Source organism: Streptomyces abikoensis (genome assembly GCF_014648775.1).
Taxonomy (GTDB): domain Bacteria; phylum Actinomycetota; class Actinomycetes; order Streptomycetales; family Streptomycetaceae; genus Streptomyces; species Streptomyces abikoensis.
Window position 1 is genome coordinate 698,139 of record NZ_BMRT01000003.1, and the last position, 17,938, is coordinate 716,076.

Here is a 17,938-nt window from a genome sequence, read left to right on the forward strand (position 1 = left end):
GGCACATGCGGAGGGCACTCACCCGCGGCATTCCCGCAACTATGCGCAAACCCTCCGCCACATTGCGGGCGGACATACGGCCACTTACCGTGATCTTGCGATGCTCTCGGTCATCACTGCTGGAGGTGCGGTGAGCGTGCGGTGATCCCCCGGAAGGCGGCACTCGCCCTCGCGGCCTTCGTGTGGTGGACGGCGCAACCGGCGTGGGCCGTCACGGGGACGACCGAAGCGACCGCCTGCCCGGCGATCCGGCGACCCGAGAAGATCGATCTCCGTTACAAGCTCACCTTCAACCAGCACCACACCGACTTCGTCGAGGTGCGACAGCTGACGAGCATCGACATTCCGGCAGCGCAGTGGCCACTCGCCAACGATCTGACGCTCAGCGAGGACAGCCCCAAGTACCGAAACGCCATGCGCTGCCTTCTGCACGAGAAGAGGAACGCGCCGGCGAAGTTCGGCACGTGGCATCCGGAGTGGCACGACGTTTCCGGGGCGACCGAGCAGCAGGACGTGGTCGCGGTGCAGTACGAGTCACGGAACCTGGTCGGCAACACCGCCGGTCAGTTCGAGGCGGGACCGTGGACGGTCGACGCCGAACCGGACAAGGACTGGAAGGTCGCCCTCCACTCGCCGGAGGTCCTTCGCGGGGTCCCCCGGAGGACGGTCGAGATCGACCCGGGCGGCCTGGAGATCAGCAACGCCCCCGGAGCGTCGAGCGCGAACGAGACCCACCGGGTGTGGACCCCACCCGGCCCGGACGCGGAAGCCTCGATCATGCGGCCGAAGCACCTCATCTCCCTGAGCCGCCGCGACTCCTTGGTCGCGTACCTGGGCATCACCTCGTGGTGGGTCTTCGGCTCGGCCTTGATCGCCGTGTCGGCATGGCCCTTCCGGAGGAAGAACGGTGACGACGACAAGGCCGCCGCCGGCCGCCCGGAGACGGCCGCTGCCAGAACGCTGGCCCACACGACCGTGCAGTGGGCCGGACTGAGTGCGGCCCTCGCCCTGACGCTGTCCCTCCTGCTCCAGCTCTACCCCGCCACGATCCGCTGGCGCGCCCTCATCGGCATCTCGTCAGGACTCGCTCTCGTCCTCTTCGCCCAGCCATGGCTTCCCGTCGTCGAGCACTCCGACGACAGCGGGAAACAGCTGACGAAACGCACGGTGCTCGCCACCGCCCTCACGGCGGCGGCGATCGGCCTGCTGGTGGTCGTGTCCCCCCAGCTCTTCGGCCTCCCGGCGCAGCTCATGCCCGCGGCCTCGCCCTCGCCCTCGCCCCTGGGCATCGTGGGACTGGCCCTGCTGGAAGCGTCCATGTTGTGGCTGTGGTTCACCGCGATGGCCGCATGGGCCTGGCGTTTCGCTCGGGAAGGAAAACTGGGCGGCTCCCCGGCCGAAGGCGGCCGGAACGAACCCGGACGCCACCTGCGCCGGGTCATGGTGGCCGGAGCCGCACTCGCCGTGATCACGGCCCTGGTGGTGCTCTGGCATGTGCTGTCCTTCGAAGCCAGATGGCAACGCGCCAACTGGCTGGGGGAAGCCGATTCGCTCTTCGGCAGTGACCACATGGGCATCCTGGGCCAGCAACTGGCGCAATTCCTGTTCTTCGGCCCCCTGTGGACGTACACCCACACGGGCGTGCTGACGGTGATCGCGCTCGTGGCCCTCCTCCATCTCAGCTCCCGGGACGGTTCCGGGGCCAAGTCCCTCGGGCCGATGAGCTGGGATCTTCTGCTGGTTACCGCCATCTTCGCCCTTGTCGCATCGCGCGTGACCAAGCTCGCGGGAACGGCGGGGAACCTCTACGGCCTCTGGCTGCCTCTGAACATGCTCGCGCTCTACGCCCTGGTGAAGGCGGGCCGTAGATGGTCGACGCTGGGCCGAGTGGACCGAAAAGCAATGAACTGTCTCGGGGCGAACACGGCGAGGGGCGAAAGCCGCGTCACGGCGGAGCTGAGCACCCGGGCGGGGTACCAGCGGCTGATGAGCGACGCCCGCCGCTGCCGTGACCTGCTCCACCGGCTGCAGCTCGTCGATCATGATCACGCGGAGAGCAGCACAAGACGGGCACTGGAGGATCAGCTCAGCGAACTGCACCACTGGCGGCCGGCCGGATGCAGCCGCGACTGCCTGCCGGATCCCGTATCCGTGCTCGACGTCGCCCTCTCCTGGGGCCCGCGTCGGCGCTGGTGGCGCAACGCCCTCAACGCCGCGCGCTGGGCCGCCGTCTTCGGCGTTCTCCCGAGCATGGTCACCGTCTGGTTCGAGTACGCCTCCGACCCGGACCAGTGGGCGCTCACGCTCGACGGGGCGACGGGTATTCCGGATGTGGTCTGGAGGTTCGTGTCCCTGGAGGTCTTCTTCGCCGGCGCGGGGCTGGTCATGGGAGCCCTGTGGCGTGTACTGCCCGGAGGGCGCGGCCCGCTGCGGGCCCTGAGCCTCTTCGTCGCCTGGCTCGTCCCCATCGGCATGGTCGCCGCCTTCAGCCACGGCATCGACCGCAGGACGGTGGGCCTGGCCCTCGTGAACATCGTCCTGATGCTCATGGTGCTGACCCTGACGAGCATGTGGATGGACACCGACACGTTCAGCCGTGAACGGCCCTACTGGACGAAGCGCCTGAGCCTCCTGGCGTCGATCTACCAGGTGCACGGCCTCTCCGGGCAGCTCGCCTTCCTGGTCATGCAGGCGGTGGCCGCGGTGACGATCTGGCGGCAGATCGCGACGGGATAGCGAAGGGGACCGCCCTCGTGTCCCGGCCCGACAGACGCCGTCTTCGGGTCGGCGACCACTGGGTGATCTGGGCACGTCAGACGTTGAAGCGGAACGTTTAGCAAAGAGCTCCGACCTGCGAAAACGCGGTTTTGGGCGCCCTTGTCCAGCACCGATCCAGCACAGTGTGGGTTCATCCAGCACATCCAGCACGCGCGCCACAACAAAGGGGGCCGCTCCACCCCGCACCATTGTGTACACATAGGACACTCGGTACGCTTGAGCGCATGACGCAGCCGCTGCCCATAGAGTCCATCCGCGACGTGCGCGCCCACCTGGCGGAGGTCGTGGAGCGCGCGGACCGCGACGACGTACCCACGGTGATCACGCGCCGCGGCAAGGAAGTCGCCGCAGTCGTCTCCATCGAGGTGCTGCGCAAGTACCAGGAGTGGGAAGAGCGCGAAATCAATCGGATCATCGACGAGCGCATGGCAAACCCCGCACCCGGCATCCCGATCGAGGACATCATGAGGGAGACGCTGGCGCGCAGTGAGTGAGTACCGAACCGTCTTCCGCCCCGAGGCGCAGGCCGAACTTCGGAAGATCCCTCGCGACATGGCGCTGCGCATCCTGGCCAAACTGACCGAACTGGAAAGCGACCCGCTCGGCTTCAACACCACCGCACTCGTGTCCCAGCCAGATCGCCGCCGACTGCGGGTCGGCGACTACCGCGTCGTCTACACGATCGACAACGGGGAACTGGTGGTCTGGATCGTTCACGTGGGCCACCGGTCCACCGTTTACGACACCTGATTGCCGCTGACCACACGTCAGAATATCCAGCACCCATCCAGCACGGTGACGACGAAGGGGTCGGACTCGACAGAGCCCGACCCCTTCTGACTTGCGCGTTTGACTCAACGCCTAACGTGCAGTATGCACGCGGCTACACGTTGAAGCGGAACTCCACCACGTCCCCGTCGACCATCACGTACTCCTTGCCCTCCATGCGGGCCTTGCCGGCGGCGCGGGCCTCGGCGACGGAGCCGGTGGCGACGAGGTCGTCGAAGGAGATGACCTCGGCCTTGATGAAGCCCTTCTGGAAGTCGGTGTGGATGACACCGGCCGCCTCGGGGGCCGTGGCGCCCTTCTTGATCGTCCAGGCGCGGGATTCCTTGGGGCCGGCCGTCAGGTAGGTCTGGAGGCCCAGCGTGGCGAAGCCGACGCGGGCCAGCGTGGCCAGGCCCGGCTCCTCGGCGCCGACGGACTGGAGGAGCTCCATGGCGTCCTCCTCGTCCAGCTCGGCGAGGTCGGCCTCCAGCTTGGCGTTGAGGAAGATGGCCTCGGCCGGGGCGACCAGGGCGCGCTGCGCGTCCTTGAAGGCGTCGTCGGTCAGCTCGTCCTCGTCGACGTTGAAGACGTACAGGAACGGCTTCGTGGTCAGCAGGTGGAGGTCGTGGAGCAGCTCGGCCTTCTCGGAGCCCTGGACGATGCCGGCGGAGAAGAGCGTCTCGCCCTTCTCCAGGAGCTCCTTGGCCGCCTCGACGGCCGCCACCTTCGGGGCGACGTCCTTCTTGATCCGGGACTCCTTGACCAGACGCGGCAGGACCTTCTCGATGGTCTGCAGGTCGGCGAGGATCAGCTCGGTGTTGATGGTCTCGATGTCGTCCTTCGGCGAGACCTTGCCGTCGACGTGGACGACGTTCTCGTCCTTGAAGGCGCGGATGACCTGGCAGATCGCGTCCGACTCGCGGATGTTCGCCAGGAACTTGTTGCCCAGGCCCTCGCCCTCCGAGGCGCCGCGCACGATGCCGGCGATGTCGACGAAGTCGACGGTGGCGGGCAGGATCCGCTGCGAGCCGAAGATCTCCGCGAGCTTGGTCAGCCGGGCGTCCGGGACGCCGACGACGCCCACGTTGGGCTCGATGGTGGCGAACGGGTAGTTGGCCGCCAGCACGTCGTTCTTGGTCAGGGCGTTGAACAGGGTCGACTTGCCGACATTCGGCAGACCGACGATTCCGATCGTGAGCGACACGTGGCGACTTCCCGTTGTTCCCGTAGTAGCGAGGGTTCCGCGCCCCGTGACGCGCCCGGTCATCCAGTCTACGGGTCCGCGTCGCCGACCGGCCCCGGACGGAGGATTATCCGAACGCATGCCCAAGGTGGCGCAAACGGCGTGTCCAACGTGGGATTCCCCCGGCCCGCCTGCCTAGTTTGGTCGCGTGGAGCAACCGAGCACGCGCATCCCCCAGGGCAAGGTCCGCCGCGGCTCCCCCGTGCCCCGGCCCGCCGCGCCCCCCGGCCAGCGGCGGGGCGCCACCGCGCGAGGGCCCGCCGCCGGGCGCTCCTCCTCCGCGCTGGACCGCCTGCCGGCCGCCCGGCTGACCGGGCTCGGCAGCGGGCTGCTCACGGCGCTGGGCATGCTCACGATCGGCGGCCTGGACGCGCTGGTGGGCGGCTCGCCCCGGATCTACGGCGTGTTCTTCCTGCTCGGCAGCGCGGCCTGCGCCCTGTGGGTGCGCCCGGCGGAGCTGATGACCGCGCCCGTCAGCGTGCCCATCGCCTTCGCGGTGGGGGCGTTGCCCCTGAGCGACGGCACGGGCGGCCTCGGCGGCCGGGTGATGAGCCTGGTGACCCTGCTGTCGCTGAACGCCGGCTGGCTCTACGCGGGCACCCTGCTGGCCACGCTGATCGCGCTCGTCCGCCGGGTCTCCCTCGTCAGGCTGCGGCGGCGGGAACGACTCCGGCAGCGGCAGCGGCCATCGCGGCCCCCACGATCCCCGCGTTGTTCTCCAGCCGAGCGGGGACGACCTCGGCGCTGACGCCCTCCAGCAGCGGCAGGAACTTCTCCGCCTTGCGGCTGACCCCGCCGCCGATCACGAACAGCTCGGGCGAGAAGAGCATCTCCACGTGGGCGAGGTAGCGGCTGACCCGCTTGGCCCAGCGGCTCCAGTTGAGGCCCTCGTCCTCCTTGACCCGTGTGGACGCCCGCGTCTCGGCGTCGTGCCCGTGCAGCTCCAGATGCCCGAGCTCGGTATTGGGCACCAGGCTGCCCCCGGTGAAGACCGCGCTGCCGATGCCCGTGCCGAAGGTCAGCACGATCACCGTGCCCGTGCGCCCCCGGCCCGCGCCGTGGGACATCTCCGCGAGCCCGGCGGCGTCGGCGTCGTTGAGGACGGTCACGGGCGCGCCGACGCGCTCGCCGAGCAGCCGGGCGGCGTCCTGGCCGAGCCAGCTCTTGTCGACGTTGGCGGCCGTCCGGGTCGTCCCGCCGACCACCACGCCGGGGAACGTCACACCGACCGGCCCGACGGGCAGCCCGAAGTGCCGGACCACCTGCCGGACGCAGTCGGCGACGGCGTCCGGCGTGGACGGCTTCGGCGTGAGCACCTTGAAGCGCTCTTCCGAGAGCTCACCGCGCGCCAGGTCCACCGGTGCGCCCTTGATGCCCGATCCGCCGATGTCCACGCCGAATACGTCCATGCCCAGCAGCGTAGGCGCGGACGGGGTGGTTCACCCCTCGACGGCGGCCCGGGCCTCGGCCCGCAGGTCGCGGCGGAGCTCCTTGGGGAGGGAGAAGGTGATGGACTCCTCGGCGGCCTTCACCGTCTCGACGTCCTCGAAACCACGCTGGGCGAGCCACTCCAGCACGCCCTCGACGAGGATCTCCGGGACGGAGGCACCGGAGGTGACACCGACCGTGCTCACACCCTCCAGCCAGGTCTCGTCGATCTCCTCGGCGTAGTCCACCAGGTGCGCGTCCCGCGCGCCGGCGCCGAGCGCCACCTCGACGAGCCGCACGGAGTTCGAGGAGTTCTTCGACCCCACGACGATCACCAGGTCCGCCTCGGCGCCCATCTGCTTGACGGCCGTCTGGCGGTTCTGCGTGGCGTAGCAGATGTCGTCGCTGGGCGGCGACAGCAGGTTCGGGAACCGGCCCTTCAGGGCATCCACCGTCTCCATGGTCTCGTCGACCGAGAGCGTGGTCTGCGACAGCCACACGACCTTGTCCGGGTCGCGCACCTCGACCTTGGCCACGTCCTCCGGGCCGTCGACCAGCGTGATGTGATCGGGCGCCTCGCCGCTGGTCCCGATGACCTCCTCGTGGCCCTCGTGACCGATCAGGAGGATGTCGTAGTCCTCCTTGGCGAAGCGGACGGCCTCCTTGTGGACCTTCGTCACCAGGGGGCACGTCGCGTCGATGGTGGCGAGCTTGCCGCGCGCGGCCTCCTCGTGCACCACGGGGGCGACACCGTGCGCGGAGAAGATGACGATGTTGCCCTCGGGCACCTCCTCCGTCTCGTCGACGAAGATCGCGCCCTTCTTCTCCAGGGTCTTCACCACGTACTTGTTGTGGACGATCTCGTGCCGCACGTAGACGGGGGCGCCGTACTGCTCGAGCGCCTTCTCGACGGCGATCACGGCACGGTCCACGCCCGCGCAGTAGCCACGGGGGGCGGCGAGCAGAACCTTGCGGGCGGGGGAAGCTGTCATGCGGTCCATCGTAAGGGCCCGCCTCCACCGGCGTGGCCCGGCCGCCGCCCGGCCGGGGCGCCCGAATACTGACCCCATGGCCACCCCTCCCCCCTTCGCCGACGAGGGGACACTCCATCGCGCCCTCGGCTTCCGCGACCTCGTGGTCTACGGCCTGCTGTTCATCGCCCCCATGGCACCGGTGGGCGTCTTCGGCACGCTGTCGGCGAAGTCGCACGGGGCGGTCGCGCTGGTCTACGTCATGGCGACGGTCGCGATGGCCTTCACGGCCCACTCCTACGCCCGCATGGTGCGCGTCGCCCCGCAGGCGGGCTCGGTCTACACCTACGCGCGCGTGGGCCTCGGCGAGGGCCCGGGGTTCATCGCGGGCTGGATGGCGATGCTGGACTACCTGCTGATCCCGGCGGTCGCCTACCTCTTCTCGGGCATCGCGATGCACGCGCTGGTGCCGTCCGTCCCGTCATGGCTCTGGACGGCGGCGGCGGTGGCCGTGACGACGGCCCTGAACCTGTGGGGAGTGCGGGCCGCGGCGGCCGTGGGGTTCGTCGTCCTCGCGGTGGAGCTGGCGGTGCTGGCGGTCTTCGTGGTCACGGCGGTCATCGCCCTGGCGCAGGACGGGCCGCGCCGGGGCTGGCTGACGCCCTTCACGGGCGAGGGGGACTTCGACGCGGGGGCGGTCCTGTCGGCGGTATCGGTGGCGGTCCTGTCCTACCTGGGGTTCGACGCGATCGCGGCCTTCGCGGAGGAGTCGGCGGGCGGCTCGCCGAAGGTGGCGCGGGCGCTCGTCACGTGCCTGGCCGTGGCCGGGACCCTCTTCGTGCTCCAGGGCTGTCTGGCGGCCCTGCTCGCCCCCATGTCCCCGGCCGAGCTGGCGGCGCGGCCGGCGGGCCAGGGCGCGGCGTTCTACGACACGGTCGACGCGGCGACGGGCCTGTGGCTGCACCACCTGGTGGCGGCGAGCAAGGCGCTCGGCGCGGCCTTCGCCGCGCTGGCGGGCCAGGCGGCGGCGGGCCGCCTCCTCTTCGCGATGGCCCGCGACCGCCGTCTGCCCGGCCGCCTGGCGAAGGTCGACCGCGCCTCGGGCGTCCCCCGGCTCGCCGTCCTGGGCGCGGCGGCGGTCACGCTGCTCGCGGCGGTGTGGGCGGCCCAGCGGCCCGACGGGCTGGGCCGGCTGGTGTCGGTGGTGGACGTGGGGGCGCTCACCGCGTTCGGGTTGCTGCACGTCTCCGTCGTGGGGTGGTACGCGCGACAAGGCGCGGAGCGCCTGCTGTCCCGGCACGTGGTGGTGCCGCTGCTGGGGCTGGCCGTCGTGACCGCGGTGATCGCCACGGCGGCGACGGCCGCCCAGCTGGTCGGAGCGGTCTGGCTGGCCGCCGGCCTCCTCGTCCTGGCGGGCCAGGCGGCGCGGCGCCCCCACGCGCCTGCCGGCTGACTTCCGGGTACCCCCGGTGGGGGCTTTCCGCGCCTGCGGCGCGGGTTCTACCCCACCCACCCGCCCGATTGCCCGGCACGGATTGCCCCGGGTAGGGGGCCGGCCCGGCCGGGGTGACGTGAGGGGGCGGGGTGGGGTGGATGGGCCCTGGTAGGGGCGTAAAGAGCTCTTCGCCGCTGGAGACAAGGGCGGGGCAACCAGCACCGTGTTACCAGGCACCGCGAAGAGCTCAGCCCCGGAAGGGCCCGTCCGCCCCACCCCGCCCCCGACCCACCAACCACCTGTCACCCACCCCCGCTACGCTCAACCGCATGGCCGCCCAAACGTCCCCCGACGCCCCCCTCCCCGTCGGGGAGGTGTCCCGCCTCATCGGCGGGTGGATCGACCGGCTCGGTGCCGTCTGGGTCGAAGGGCAGATCACCCAGCTCTCCCGCCGCCCCGGCGCCGGCGTCGTGTTCCTCACCCTTCGCGACCCCTCCCACGACATCTCCCTCTCCGTCACCTGCTACCGCGCCGTCTTCGACCGCGTCGCCGACGTCGTCTCCGAGGGCGCCCGCGTCGTCGTCCACGCCAAGCCCGAGTGGTACGCCCCCCGCGGCCAGCTCTCCCTCCGCGCCGCCGAGATCCGCCCGGTAGGCGTCGGCGAGCTGCTGGCCCGCCTCGAACAGCTCAAGAAGTCCCTCGCCGCCGAGGGCCTCTTCGCCGCCGAACGCAAGCGCGCGCTCCCCTTCCTCCCGCAGCTCATCGGCCTCGTCTGCGGCCGCGCCTCCGCCGCCGAGCGCGACGTGCTGGAGAACGCCCGCCACCGCTGGCCGGCCGTCCGCTTCGAGGTGCGCAACGTCCCCGTCCAGGGCGTCCACGCCGTGCCGGGCGTCATCGAGGCCGTCCAGGAACTGGATGCCCACCCGGACGTGGACGTGATCGTCGTGGCCCGCGGCGGCGGCAGCGTCGAGGACCTCCTCCCCTTCTCGGACGAACAACTCGTCCGCACCGTGGCCGCCTGCCGCACCCCCGTCGTCTCGGCGATCGGCCACGAGCCGGACACCCCGCTCCTCGACCTGGTGGCCGACCTGCGCGCGTCGACGCCCACGGACGCGGCGAAGCGGGTCGTCCCGGACGTGGGCGAGGAGCTCACCCGCGTCCGCCACCTCCGCGACCGCGCGCTGCGCTGCGTCGAGTCGCTGCTGGACCGCGAGGAGCGGGGCCTGGCGGCCGCGCGGGCGCGCCCCTGCATGGAGCGCCCGCACCGCATGGTGGACGAGCGCGCGGAGCAGATCGACGCGCTGGCCGCGCGCGGCCGCCGCACGCTGGGCCACCTGCTGGACCGGGCGGCGTCCGAGCTGACGCACACCCACGCGCGCGTGGTGGCCCTGTCCCCGGCGGCGACGCTGCGCCGCGGCTACGCGGTGCTGCAGCACGAGGACGGCCGGGTCGTGCGCGCGGCGACGGAGGTCGGCCCGGAGGAGGAGCTCCGCGCCCGGGTCGCCGAGGGCGAGTTCGCGGTACGGGCCGTGGCACCGGCGCCCGGCGCGACGGACGAGCCGGCGCCCGCTGTCACACCCCCCGCCTAGGCTGTGGGCCATGGCGACGACAACGGACGCGGGTACGACGGACGACGCGCTGGGCTATGAGCAGGCGCGGGACGAACTGATCGACGTGGTGCGCCGGCTGGAGGCGGGCGGCACGACGCTGGAGGAGTCGCTGGCCCTGTGGGAGCGGGGCGAGGCGCTGGCGAAGGTGTGCCGCCGCTGGCTGGAGGGCGCGCGGGCGCGCCTGGACGCGGCCCTGGCGGAGGAAGAGGCGGAAGAGGCGGCGGAAGCCACCGGCTGACCCAGACCTTCCTTCTCGGATCTGTGAGCCGGGTCTCACGCACCCCCGATTTAGTTGAAGCTTCACTCATCTAGTTGTAGATTCAACTTCATCGGCCGGGCAGCCCCGCCCACCGGTAAGCCGCAAGGCGCACACGCAAGCCGCACTCCCCCGAGAAGGTGCACCCCCATGACTCTCGCCCTCGACGCCGCCGCCCAGGACCTGCTCTTCCGCGAGGCCCACACGGCCAACACCTTCACCGACGAGCCCGTCACGGACGAGCAGATCCAGGCCGTCTACGACCTGATCAAGCTCGCCCCCACCGCGTTCAACCAGTCGCCGCTGCGCATCGTGCTGGTCCGCTCGGAGGAGGCCCGCGCCCGCCTCGTGCCGCTGATGGCCGAGGGCAACCAGCCCAAGACGGCCGCCGCCCCGCTGGTCGCGATCCTCGCCGCGGACAACGAGTTCCACGAGGAGCTGCCCACGCTGTTCCCGCACTTCCCGCAGGCCAAGGACGTGTTCTTCAGCGAGCGCCCGGTCCGTGAGCAGGCCGCCGCGATGAACGCCACCCTGCAGGCCGCCTACTTCATCCTCGGCCTCCGCGCCGCCGGCCTGGCCGCCGGCCCGATGACCGGCTTCGACTTCGCGGCCGTGCAGAAGGAGTTCCTGGACGGCGACCACAGCCCGCTGATGATCATCAACATCGGCAAGCCGGGCGAGGGCGCCTTCCACCCGCGCTCGCCGCGCCTGTCCTTCGAGCAGGCCGTCACCACGGTCTGACGCCGAAAACGCACGGTCTGACGTCGAAAACGACAGACATGACAGCCGTGGCCCAAGGGCCACGGCTGTAGTGCGTCCGGCGCGTCCGCCTACCCCTTCGCGGGAGCCTTCAGCGCCGCCGCCATCTCCTTCAGCCGCTCCGCGCCCGCCGTCCCCGTGACGACGGTCGTCACACCGGACTCCCGGCGCACGAGCGCGTCGTACTTCGGCCCCTCGTAGCGCTGCCAGACGCTGTCGCCGATCTTCTCCGTGGCGTGGGTCTTCTCCGCGCGCTGGCTCACGTTCTCGATGAACGGGCCGGCCGGGGCGTCGCTCTGCTCGACCGCCACGTACTGCCGCTGCGGGTCGAGGAAGCCCAGGTGCCAGGCCGAGCCCTCCTTGTCGCCCGGCTTGTACGACACGGACGTCGCGCGCCAGCCGTCGCCGAGGCCCTCGGGGGCGGCCACCGCGTACGGCGCCGCGCGCCGGGCGGTGTCCAGCTCCACGCGGTAGTTCACCGTCCTGACGGGGTCCTTCTTCTCGTCATGGGGAATGAAGAGATAGCTGAATCCCGCTACGGGAACCACGACCGCCATCGAGAGCAGCATGTTCCGAATCGTCTGCGTCTTGCCGTTCCTACCTGCCACGCCCCCATCGTCCCCCATGCCGTGATCGATCTTGACGGCGACCTGCCCGCATTCCCCGGCCCCACCCCGGCCCCATCCCCGACCTCACGCCCTTGACGCCGCTCATGCGTGGGGCCCTCTGCTCAATCTGGCAGTCAGCAGATAAAGTCATCATCACCCTCACCCTCCTGACCCAATCGGGGTAAGGAGGGGCCCTACGGCCGCCGCCGTACAGAAAGGTGCGCATCCGATGTCCGATCACCATCTGCCGTCCCAGCTCGAGGTCAGCCCGGAAGCCCCGGACCGCAACCTCGCGCTGGAGCTCGTCCGGGTCACCGAGGCGGGTGCCATGGCTTCGGGCCGCTGGGTGGGCCGCGGTGACAAGAACGGCGCGGACGGCGCGGCCGTGCGCGCCATGCGCTCGCTGATCCACACCGTCTCCATGAACGGTGTCGTCGTCATCGGCGAGGGCGAGAAGGACAACGCCCCGATGCTCTACAACGGCGAGCGCGTGGGCGACGGGACCGGCGCCGAGTGCGACGTCGCCGTGGACCCCGTGGACGGCACCACCCTCACCGCCAAGGGCATGGCCAACGCCGTCTCCGTGATGGCCGTCGCCGAGCGCGGCACCATGTTCGACCCGTCCGCGGTCTTCTACATGGACAAGCTGGTGACCGGCCCCGAGGCCGCCGACTTCGTCGACATCGACGCCCCGGTCGCCGTGAACATCCGCCGGATCGCCAAGGCGAAGCGCTCCGCCGTCGAGGACGTCACCGTCGTCGTCCTGGACCGTCCCCGGCACGAGGGCCTGGTCAGGGAGATCCGCGAGGCGGGCGCCCGGATCAAGTTCATCTCCGACGGCGATGTCGCCGGCGCGATCATGGCCGCGCGCGAGAACACCGGCATCGACCTGCTGCTGGGCGTCGGCGGTACGCCGGAGGGCATCATCGCGGCCTGCGCGATGAAGTGCCTCGGCGGCACCATCCAGGCCAAGCTGTGGCCGAAGGACGACGAGGAGCGCGAGCGCGCCCTGGCCGCCGGCCACGACCTGGACCGCGTCCTCCACACCGACGACCTGGTCAGCGGTGAGAACGTGTTCTTCGTCGCCACCGGCATCACCGACGGCGAGCTGCTGCGCGGCGTGCGCTACCGCGCCGAGACGGCGACGACGCAGTCGCTGGTCATGCGCTCCAAGTCGGGCACGATCCGCCTGATCGACTCCGAGCACCGGCTGTCGAAGCTGCGCGCCTACAGCTCGGTCGACTTCGAGCGCCCCAGCTGACCGTCCCGTCGTCCTGACCGGGCACGCCAACGGGCCGGGCCCCGCCGTCAGTCGGCGGGGCCCGGCCCGTTGGCGTGAAAAATGGCGCGGGCTACCCCGCCGCCGCGACACGCGTGGCGCGCTGCAGCTCGGCCTCGCGGCGCCGGCGGCGGGCCAGCACCACGCGGCGCTCGGCGGCCGTGAGACCGCCCCACACCCCATAGGGCTCCGGCTGGAGCAGCGCGTGCTCCCGGCACTCCACCATGACGGGGCAACGGGCGCATACGCGTTTGGCGGCCTCTTCACGGGAAAGGCGGGCAGCCGTGGGCTCCTTTGATGGTGCGAAGAAAAGCCCGGCTTCATCCCGGCGGCACACCGCCTCCGAATGCCAGGGGCCGGCCTGTTCCCTGGCGGAAATCCGCTGGGCCGGAACGGCGGCTTCCTGCAGGGGCTGATGCGGTAGCAGCACGGTCTACTCCTGACGACGGCTTTGCTTGGCCGATTGAGTCACCTTTGCCCGTCTCGACGCGCACGGCCATTCGCACCCGCAGCCGTACGAGAGACGATGCACCAAGCTTTACCCGCTGTGCGCGAGCTTATTCACACCGTTGCCATGACCGGAATGACGTACGGACGCCGCCGGACTCGGCGGAGCGCCCGTACCGGAGGTCACCCCGAGGTCATCCCGGGGACTTCCGGAGGTTCTTCAGCCGCTTTCCTCGCTTGGCCTTCGCCTCCACACCGCCGAAGACCGCCGTGCCCCTGACCACGACGACCGGGGCGTCCGGATCCGGGGACTCCGACGTCCGCACGTCGAAGGCGCCGAAGACACCGGTGCCGGCACCGTGCACGGACACGTTCTCCGGCACCTTGATCTCGACACCGCCGAAGACGCAGTTGACGTTGATCACGATCTCCCGCTGTTCGAAGACCGCCTCCGTCAGGTCGATCTCCACCCCGCCGAACAGCGCGAAGACATTGGTGCGCGGCCGGGGGCGCCAGCGCCCCTTGCGGGTGGCGCCGGCGAAGACGGCGACCAGGCTCTCCGCCTCGCTCACGGCGGGGCGCACGGAGGCGTCGTACGGGCGCGCGGGGGCCGGGGCCGCGGCGTGCCGCGCGCCGACGGGCAGATCGCGCACCAGCGGCTCCAGCTCGCCGACCGTCTTCGCCTCGTACGCCGCGCCGACCCGCTCCGCGTGCTCCTCGGCCGTGAGCCGGCCCTCGGCCAGCGCCTCACGGAGGATCTCGGCGATCCGGTCACGGTCGGCGTCGGAGGCGCGCAGCGCCACCGGCGCGGCGTCCTTCCGCAGCGACACCTTGTTCTCGGGGGAAGACTCGTCCACGGACAGCAGCGTAAGCCAGACGCGATAGATCGCGACAGTGGGCGGCACGACGAACTGAGCCTTACCTCACAAACTCACCACGCCGCCCGCCCCCTACCCTGAGAATTGCGCTGTCGACGACGCCAGCCACCGTTTTCCGCAGAGTGAGTGAGGAATCTCCGCGATGTCTGCCGGCCCCGAGTTCGCCTACACCGACCTCCTGCCCCTGGGCGAGGACAACACGCCGTACCGTCTGGTCACCGCCGAGGGCGTATCGACCTTCGAGGCCGACGGCCGTACGTTCCTGAAGGTCGAGCCGGAGGCGCTGCGCAAGCTCGCCGCCGAGGCCATGCACGACATCTCGCACTACCTGCGCCCGGCCCACCTGGCCCAGCTGCGCAAGATCCTGGACGACCCCGAGGCCTCGCCCAACGACCGCTTCGTCGCCCTGGACCTGCTGAAGAACGCGAACATCGCGGCCGCCGGCGTGCTCCCGATGTGCCAGGACACCGGCACCGCGATCGTCATGGGCAAGCGCGGCCAGAACGTCCTCACCGAGGGCCGTGACGAGGAGGCCCTCTCGCGCGGCATCTTCGACGCCTACACCAAGCTCAATCTGCGCTACTCGCAGATGGCCCCGGTGACGATGTGGGACGAGAAGAACACCGGCTCCAACCTGCCCGCGCAGATCGAGCTCTACGCGACCGACGGCGGCGCCTACAAGTTCCTCTTCATGGCCAAGGGCGGCGGCTCGGCCAACAAGTCCTTCCTCTTCCAGGAGACGAAGGCCGTGCTCAACGAGGCGAGCATGATGAAGTTCCTGGAGGAGAAGATCCGCTCGCTCGGCACGGCCGCCTGCCCGCCGTACCACCTGGCGATCGTCGTCGGCGGCACGTCCGCCGAGTACGCGCTGAAGACCGCGAAGTACGCCTCCGCGCACTACCTCGACGAGCTGCCGGAGGAGGGCTCCCCGCTGGGCCACGGCTTCCGTGACAAGGAGCTGGAGGAGAAGGTCTTCGAGCTCACGCAGAAGATCGGCATCGGCGCCCAGTTCGGCGGCAAGTACTTCTGCCACGACGTCCGCGTCGTCCGCCTCCCGCGCCACGGCGCGTCCTGCCCGGTGGCCATCGCGGTCTCGTGCTCCGCCGACCGCCAGGCCGTCGCGAAGATCACCGCCGAGGGCGTCTTCCTGGAGCAGCTGGAGACGGACCCGGCGCGCTTCCTGCCGGAGACCACGGACGAGCATCTGGACGCGGACGGCGACGTCGTCAAGGTCGACCTCAACCGCCCGATGGACGAGATCCTCGCCGAGCTCACCAAGTACCCGGTGAAGACCCGTCTGTCGCTGACCGGCCCGCTGGTCGTCGCGCGTGACATCGCCCACGCGAAGATCAAGGAGCGGCTGGACGCGGGCGAGGAGATGCCGCAGTACCTCAAGGACCACCCGGTCTACTACGCCGGCCCCGCCAAGACCCCCGAGGGCTACGCCTCGGGCTCCTTCGGCCCGACCACGGCCGGCCGCATGGACTCCTACGTCGAGCAGTTCCAGGCGGCGGGCGGCTCCATGGTCATGCTCGCCAAGGGCAACCGCAGCAAGCAGGTCACCGACGCGTGCGGCACCCACGGCGGCTTCTACCTCGGCTCGATCGGCGGCCCGGCGGCGCGGCTGGCGCAGGACTGCATCAAGAAGGTCGAGGTCGTCGAGTACGAGGAGCTCGGCATGGAGGCGGTCTGGAAGATCGAGGTCGAGGACTTCCCGGCGTTCATCGTCGTCGACGACAAGGGCAACGACTTCTTCGTCGACCCGGCGCCGGCCCCGACGTTCACCTCGATCCCCGTGCGGGGGTAGTCGCGCCCTTCGGTGGGTGTTTCCTCAGGGGGCTGCCGCCCCCTGAGGATCCCCGCCCGGGGTCACGCGAAGCGCTGGGCCGCCGATCCGTCGCACTTCTGCAGCCGGACCGGCTCCTTGGCCCCCGCCAGGGTCAGGCACAGACCCGGCGCGGCCGCCGGGCTGAACGCCGCGCCCGTCCGCGTGAACTTCTGGTTCGCCCCGCCGTGGCAGTCCCACAGCACCACGGCCGCCCCGGCCGCGTACTTCCCCTCCGGCACGTCCACGCACCGGTCGTGCGTCAGCGCGGTGTGCAGCGAGCCGCGCTGCCCGTCGAACCACCACTGCTGGTTCCGGGCCCCGGAGCAGTCCCAGCCGCCGACCTCGGTCCCGTTGGCGGAACCCGCCCCGTAGGCGTCCACGCACGTCCCCGTGGCCGCGCTCTTCAGCGGCCGGAAGGCGTCGTCCCACGCGCCCTCGTGCAGCACCGGCGACCCCGTGCTCGCCGGGTCCGCGCAGCTCGCCTCGCGCAGGCCCGAGCGGTAGAGCTGGGTGAGGCAGGACGCGAAGGCCGCGTGGCCGCGCGCGTTGGGGTGGAAGGACTGCCGCACGGAGTTCTCGTTCGGCGGGAAGGGGTTCGTCACGTCGACGTACAGCCCCCGGGCCCAGGTGTTCTCCATGCACACCTCGTGCCCGTGGAAGAGCCGCGAGTTGTCGAGGTAGGTCGCGCCCGTCTCCCGGGCGGCCTTCCTCATGCCCCGCTCGAACGCGGGCACCGCGGTGTTCCGTCCCCACGCGGAGTCCGAGGTGTAGCCGACGCAGCCGCCGGGGAGCTTGCCGGGGTAGTCGGGGTTGTCCTCGATGTCGGGGCCGATGGGGCTCGGGTAGCCCATGACGACGAGCTTGTAGTCGCCGTCCGCGTAGCCCGCGTCCGTCATGACCTTGCGCAGGTCGCGGACGGTCGCCTCGACCTTGGGCACCAGGCCGTCGACGCGCGCCTGCCAGCCGGGCGCGTACTTGGGCTCGCACGGCCCCTGGAGGGTCAGGTAGCGGGTGACGCAGTCGGTGATGACCGGGCCGAACTGGAGGTCGTCGTTGGCGCCGGCGACGAGCAGCACCAGCTTCACGCGCGTGTTGCGGGCCTTGACGGCGAGCGCGTCGCTCTGCACGAGCTCGTCCGCGTACTGCTTGCCGCCGCCGATGCGGATGTTGCCGGTGGTCGCGCCGGAGCAGGCGACGTTGTAGGTGACGTCCGCGGGGATGCCGGTGCGGTGGATGGCGGAGTCGGGCGAGCGGTGGCACCAGTTGTCCGGGCCGTTCGTGCCGGGCTCGTACGTGCCGACGCCCTCGCCGGAGATCTCGCTGTCGCCGAGGGAGAGCAGCGAGGACTTGCGCTGTGCGAGGGGGCGCTCGGCGGCGTCGCCGTAGAGCTTGACCGCCTCGGCGGCGCGGATCCTCTCCAGTTCGGGCGACAGGGGGGTGGACGCGGCCGCCCCGCGCGACCGGTCGGCCGCCGGGGCCGCGGTGGCGGACGTGACGGACAGTCCGCCGAGCGCCGCCGCGAAGGCGGCGAGCGCGGCGAGGGAACAGCGCAGGGTGGGTCTGCGTGTCCGGGTCATGGAGCCTCCCCGAGTTCTGTTGTTACTCGCGGTATTTAGTAGCCACGAGCGACTTTTGGGAACACGGGGATCA

Annotated in this window: 17 protein-coding genes; 10 read left to right on the plus strand and 7 right to left on the minus strand. The window is 70.9% G+C overall.

Translation table 11 applies throughout. The annotated features are described in order from the left end of the window. Positions 1–141 precede the first annotated feature (141 nt). From IE096_RS13400 to IE096_RS13410, 3 genes are all read left to right on the plus strand, one after another. Entirely contained in the window at positions 142–2,736 is a 2,595-nt protein-coding gene (locus IE096_RS13400) for a DUF6185 family protein (RefSeq protein WP_189451638.1), read from the plus strand. 266 nt (positions 2,737–3,002) lie between these two features. After that, positions 3,003–3,272, plus strand: a complete 270-nt coding sequence (locus IE096_RS13405) for a type II toxin-antitoxin system Phd/YefM family antitoxin (RefSeq protein WP_007266282.1) — start codon at positions 3,003–3,005, stop codon at positions 3,270–3,272. Next, the gene (locus IE096_RS13410) at positions 3,265–3,528 is read left to right on the plus strand and encodes a type II toxin-antitoxin system RelE family toxin (protein ID WP_189451639.1); all 264 of its coding nucleotides are present in this window, start codon (positions 3,265–3,267) and stop codon (positions 3,526–3,528) included. The genes IE096_RS13405 and IE096_RS13410 overlap by 8 nt, the downstream gene beginning before the upstream one ends. A 133-nt stretch (positions 3,529–3,661) precedes the next feature. Here the strand turns inward: IE096_RS13410 and ychF are convergent, their stop codons facing one another. Next, positions 3,662–4,750, minus strand: coding sequence for a redox-regulated ATPase YchF (gene ychF, locus IE096_RS13415; RefSeq protein ID WP_189451640.1), 1,089 nt, complete (start codon positions 4,748–4,750; stop codon positions 3,662–3,664). Between the two features lie 187 nt (positions 4,751–4,937). Here ychF and IE096_RS13420 point away from each other — a divergent pair, with 187 nt between their 5' ends. Beyond that, positions 4,938–5,537 (plus strand): DUF6542 domain-containing protein, encoded by a 600-nt coding sequence (locus tag IE096_RS13420; RefSeq protein WP_229820140.1) that lies wholly within the window; start codon positions 4,938–4,940, stop codon positions 5,535–5,537. Here the strand turns inward: IE096_RS13420 and ppgK are convergent. Both ppgK and IE096_RS13430 read right to left on the minus strand, forming a co-directional pair. Beyond that, positions 5,434–6,198: a polyphosphate--glucose phosphotransferase gene (gene ppgK, locus IE096_RS13425; protein WP_189451641.1), complete on the minus strand. Its 765-nt coding sequence runs from the start codon at positions 6,196–6,198 to the stop codon at positions 5,434–5,436. The two genes, IE096_RS13420 and ppgK, sit on opposite strands and share 104 nt — an antisense overlap. Before the next feature lie 30 nt (positions 6,199–6,228). Beyond that, entirely contained in the window at positions 6,229–7,209 is a 981-nt protein-coding gene (locus IE096_RS13430) for a 4-hydroxy-3-methylbut-2-enyl diphosphate reductase (RefSeq protein WP_189451642.1), read from the minus strand. Between the two features lie 76 nt (positions 7,210–7,285). On the opposite strand from IE096_RS13430, the gene IE096_RS13435 reads away from it, so the two are divergent. The 4 genes from IE096_RS13435 to IE096_RS13450 all read left to right on the plus strand — a co-directional run bounded on the left by IE096_RS13435 (position 7,286) and on the right by IE096_RS13450 (position 11,230). Beyond that, entirely contained in the window at positions 7,286–8,641 is a 1,356-nt protein-coding gene (locus tag IE096_RS13435) for an APC family permease (RefSeq protein WP_189451643.1), read from the plus strand. Between the two features lie 311 nt (positions 8,642–8,952). Next, positions 8,953–10,212 carry an exodeoxyribonuclease VII large subunit gene (xseA, locus tag IE096_RS13440; RefSeq protein ID WP_189451644.1) on the plus strand — a complete coding sequence of 420 codons (1,260 nt, stop codon included), beginning with the start codon at positions 8,953–8,955 and terminating at the stop codon, positions 10,210–10,212. A 10-nt stretch (positions 10,213–10,222) separates the two neighbouring features. Next, complete coding sequence (locus IE096_RS13445) at positions 10,223–10,471, plus strand: exodeoxyribonuclease VII small subunit (protein ID WP_189451645.1); 249 nt, start codon at positions 10,223–10,225, stop codon at positions 10,469–10,471. Positions 10,472–10,639: 168 nt separating this feature from the next. Next, positions 10,640–11,230, plus strand: a complete 591-nt coding sequence (locus IE096_RS13450; protein ID WP_189451646.1) for a malonic semialdehyde reductase — start codon at positions 10,640–10,642, stop codon at positions 11,228–11,230. Between the two features lie 89 nt (positions 11,231–11,319). Here IE096_RS13450 and IE096_RS13455 read toward each other — a convergent pair whose 3' ends face one another. Then, positions 11,320–11,856 carry a DUF4245 domain-containing protein gene (locus IE096_RS13455; protein ID WP_229820141.1) on the minus strand — a complete coding sequence of 179 codons (537 nt, stop codon included), beginning with the start codon at positions 11,854–11,856 and terminating at the stop codon, positions 11,320–11,322. A 229-nt stretch (positions 11,857–12,085) separates the two neighbouring features. Between IE096_RS13455 and glpX the strand changes: the two genes are divergently transcribed. Further along, entirely contained in the window at positions 12,086–13,117 is a 1,032-nt protein-coding gene (gene glpX / locus IE096_RS13460) for a class II fructose-bisphosphatase (RefSeq protein ID WP_189451648.1), read from the plus strand. Between the two features lie 91 nt (positions 13,118–13,208). Here glpX and IE096_RS13465 read toward each other — a convergent pair whose 3' ends face one another. Both IE096_RS13465 and IE096_RS13470 read right to left on the minus strand, forming a co-directional pair. Then, entirely contained in the window at positions 13,209–13,565 is a 357-nt protein-coding gene (locus IE096_RS13465) for a WhiB family transcriptional regulator (protein ID WP_189451649.1), read from the minus strand. Positions 13,566–13,776: 211 nt separating this feature from the next. After that, on the minus strand, positions 13,777–14,439 hold the full coding sequence (locus IE096_RS13470) for a DUF1707 SHOCT-like domain-containing protein (protein WP_189451650.1): 663 nt from the start codon (positions 14,437–14,439) through the stop codon (positions 13,777–13,779). A 163-nt stretch (positions 14,440–14,602) separates the two neighbouring features. On the opposite strand from IE096_RS13470, the gene IE096_RS13475 reads away from it, so the two are divergent. Continuing rightward, complete coding sequence (locus tag IE096_RS13475) at positions 14,603–16,267, plus strand: fumarate hydratase (protein WP_189451651.1); 1,665 nt, start codon at positions 14,603–14,605, stop codon at positions 16,265–16,267. A 62-nt stretch (positions 16,268–16,329) separates the two neighbouring features. On the opposite strand, the gene IE096_RS13480 is transcribed toward IE096_RS13475, so the two are convergent. Continuing rightward, complete coding sequence (locus tag IE096_RS13480; RefSeq protein ID WP_189451652.1) at positions 16,330–17,865, minus strand: ricin-type beta-trefoil lectin domain protein; 1,536 nt, start codon at positions 17,863–17,865, stop codon at positions 16,330–16,332. Positions 17,866–17,938 lie beyond the last annotated feature (73 nt).

Coding starts and splice junctions, on each gene's coding strand:
- IE096_RS13405 (WP_007266282.1), top strand. CDS start 3,003: ATGACGCAGCCGCTGCCCATAGAGTCCATCCGCGACGTGCGCGCCCAC.
- ppgK (WP_189451641.1), bottom strand. CDS start 6,198: ATGGACGTATTCGGCGTGGACATCGGCGGATCGGGCATCAAGGGCGCA.
- IE096_RS13430 (WP_189451642.1), bottom strand. CDS start 7,209: ATGACAGCTTCCCCCGCCCGCAAGGTTCTGCTCGCCGCCCCCCGTGGC.
- IE096_RS13435 (WP_189451643.1), top strand. CDS start 7,286: ATGGCCACCCCTCCCCCCTTCGCCGACGAGGGGACACTCCATCGCGCC.
- xseA (WP_189451644.1), top strand. CDS start 8,953: ATGGCCGCCCAAACGTCCCCCGACGCCCCCCTCCCCGTCGGGGAGGTG.
- IE096_RS13445 (WP_189451645.1), top strand. CDS start 10,223: ATGGCGACGACAACGGACGCGGGTACGACGGACGACGCGCTGGGCTAT.
- IE096_RS13450 (WP_189451646.1), top strand. CDS start 10,640: ATGACTCTCGCCCTCGACGCCGCCGCCCAGGACCTGCTCTTCCGCGAG.
- glpX (WP_189451648.1), top strand. CDS start 12,086: ATGTCCGATCACCATCTGCCGTCCCAGCTCGAGGTCAGCCCGGAAGCC.
- IE096_RS13475 (WP_189451651.1), top strand. CDS start 14,603: ATGTCTGCCGGCCCCGAGTTCGCCTACACCGACCTCCTGCCCCTGGGC.
- IE096_RS13480 (WP_189451652.1), bottom strand. CDS start 17,865: ATGACCCGGACACGCAGACCCACCCTGCGCTGTTCCCTCGCCGCGCTC.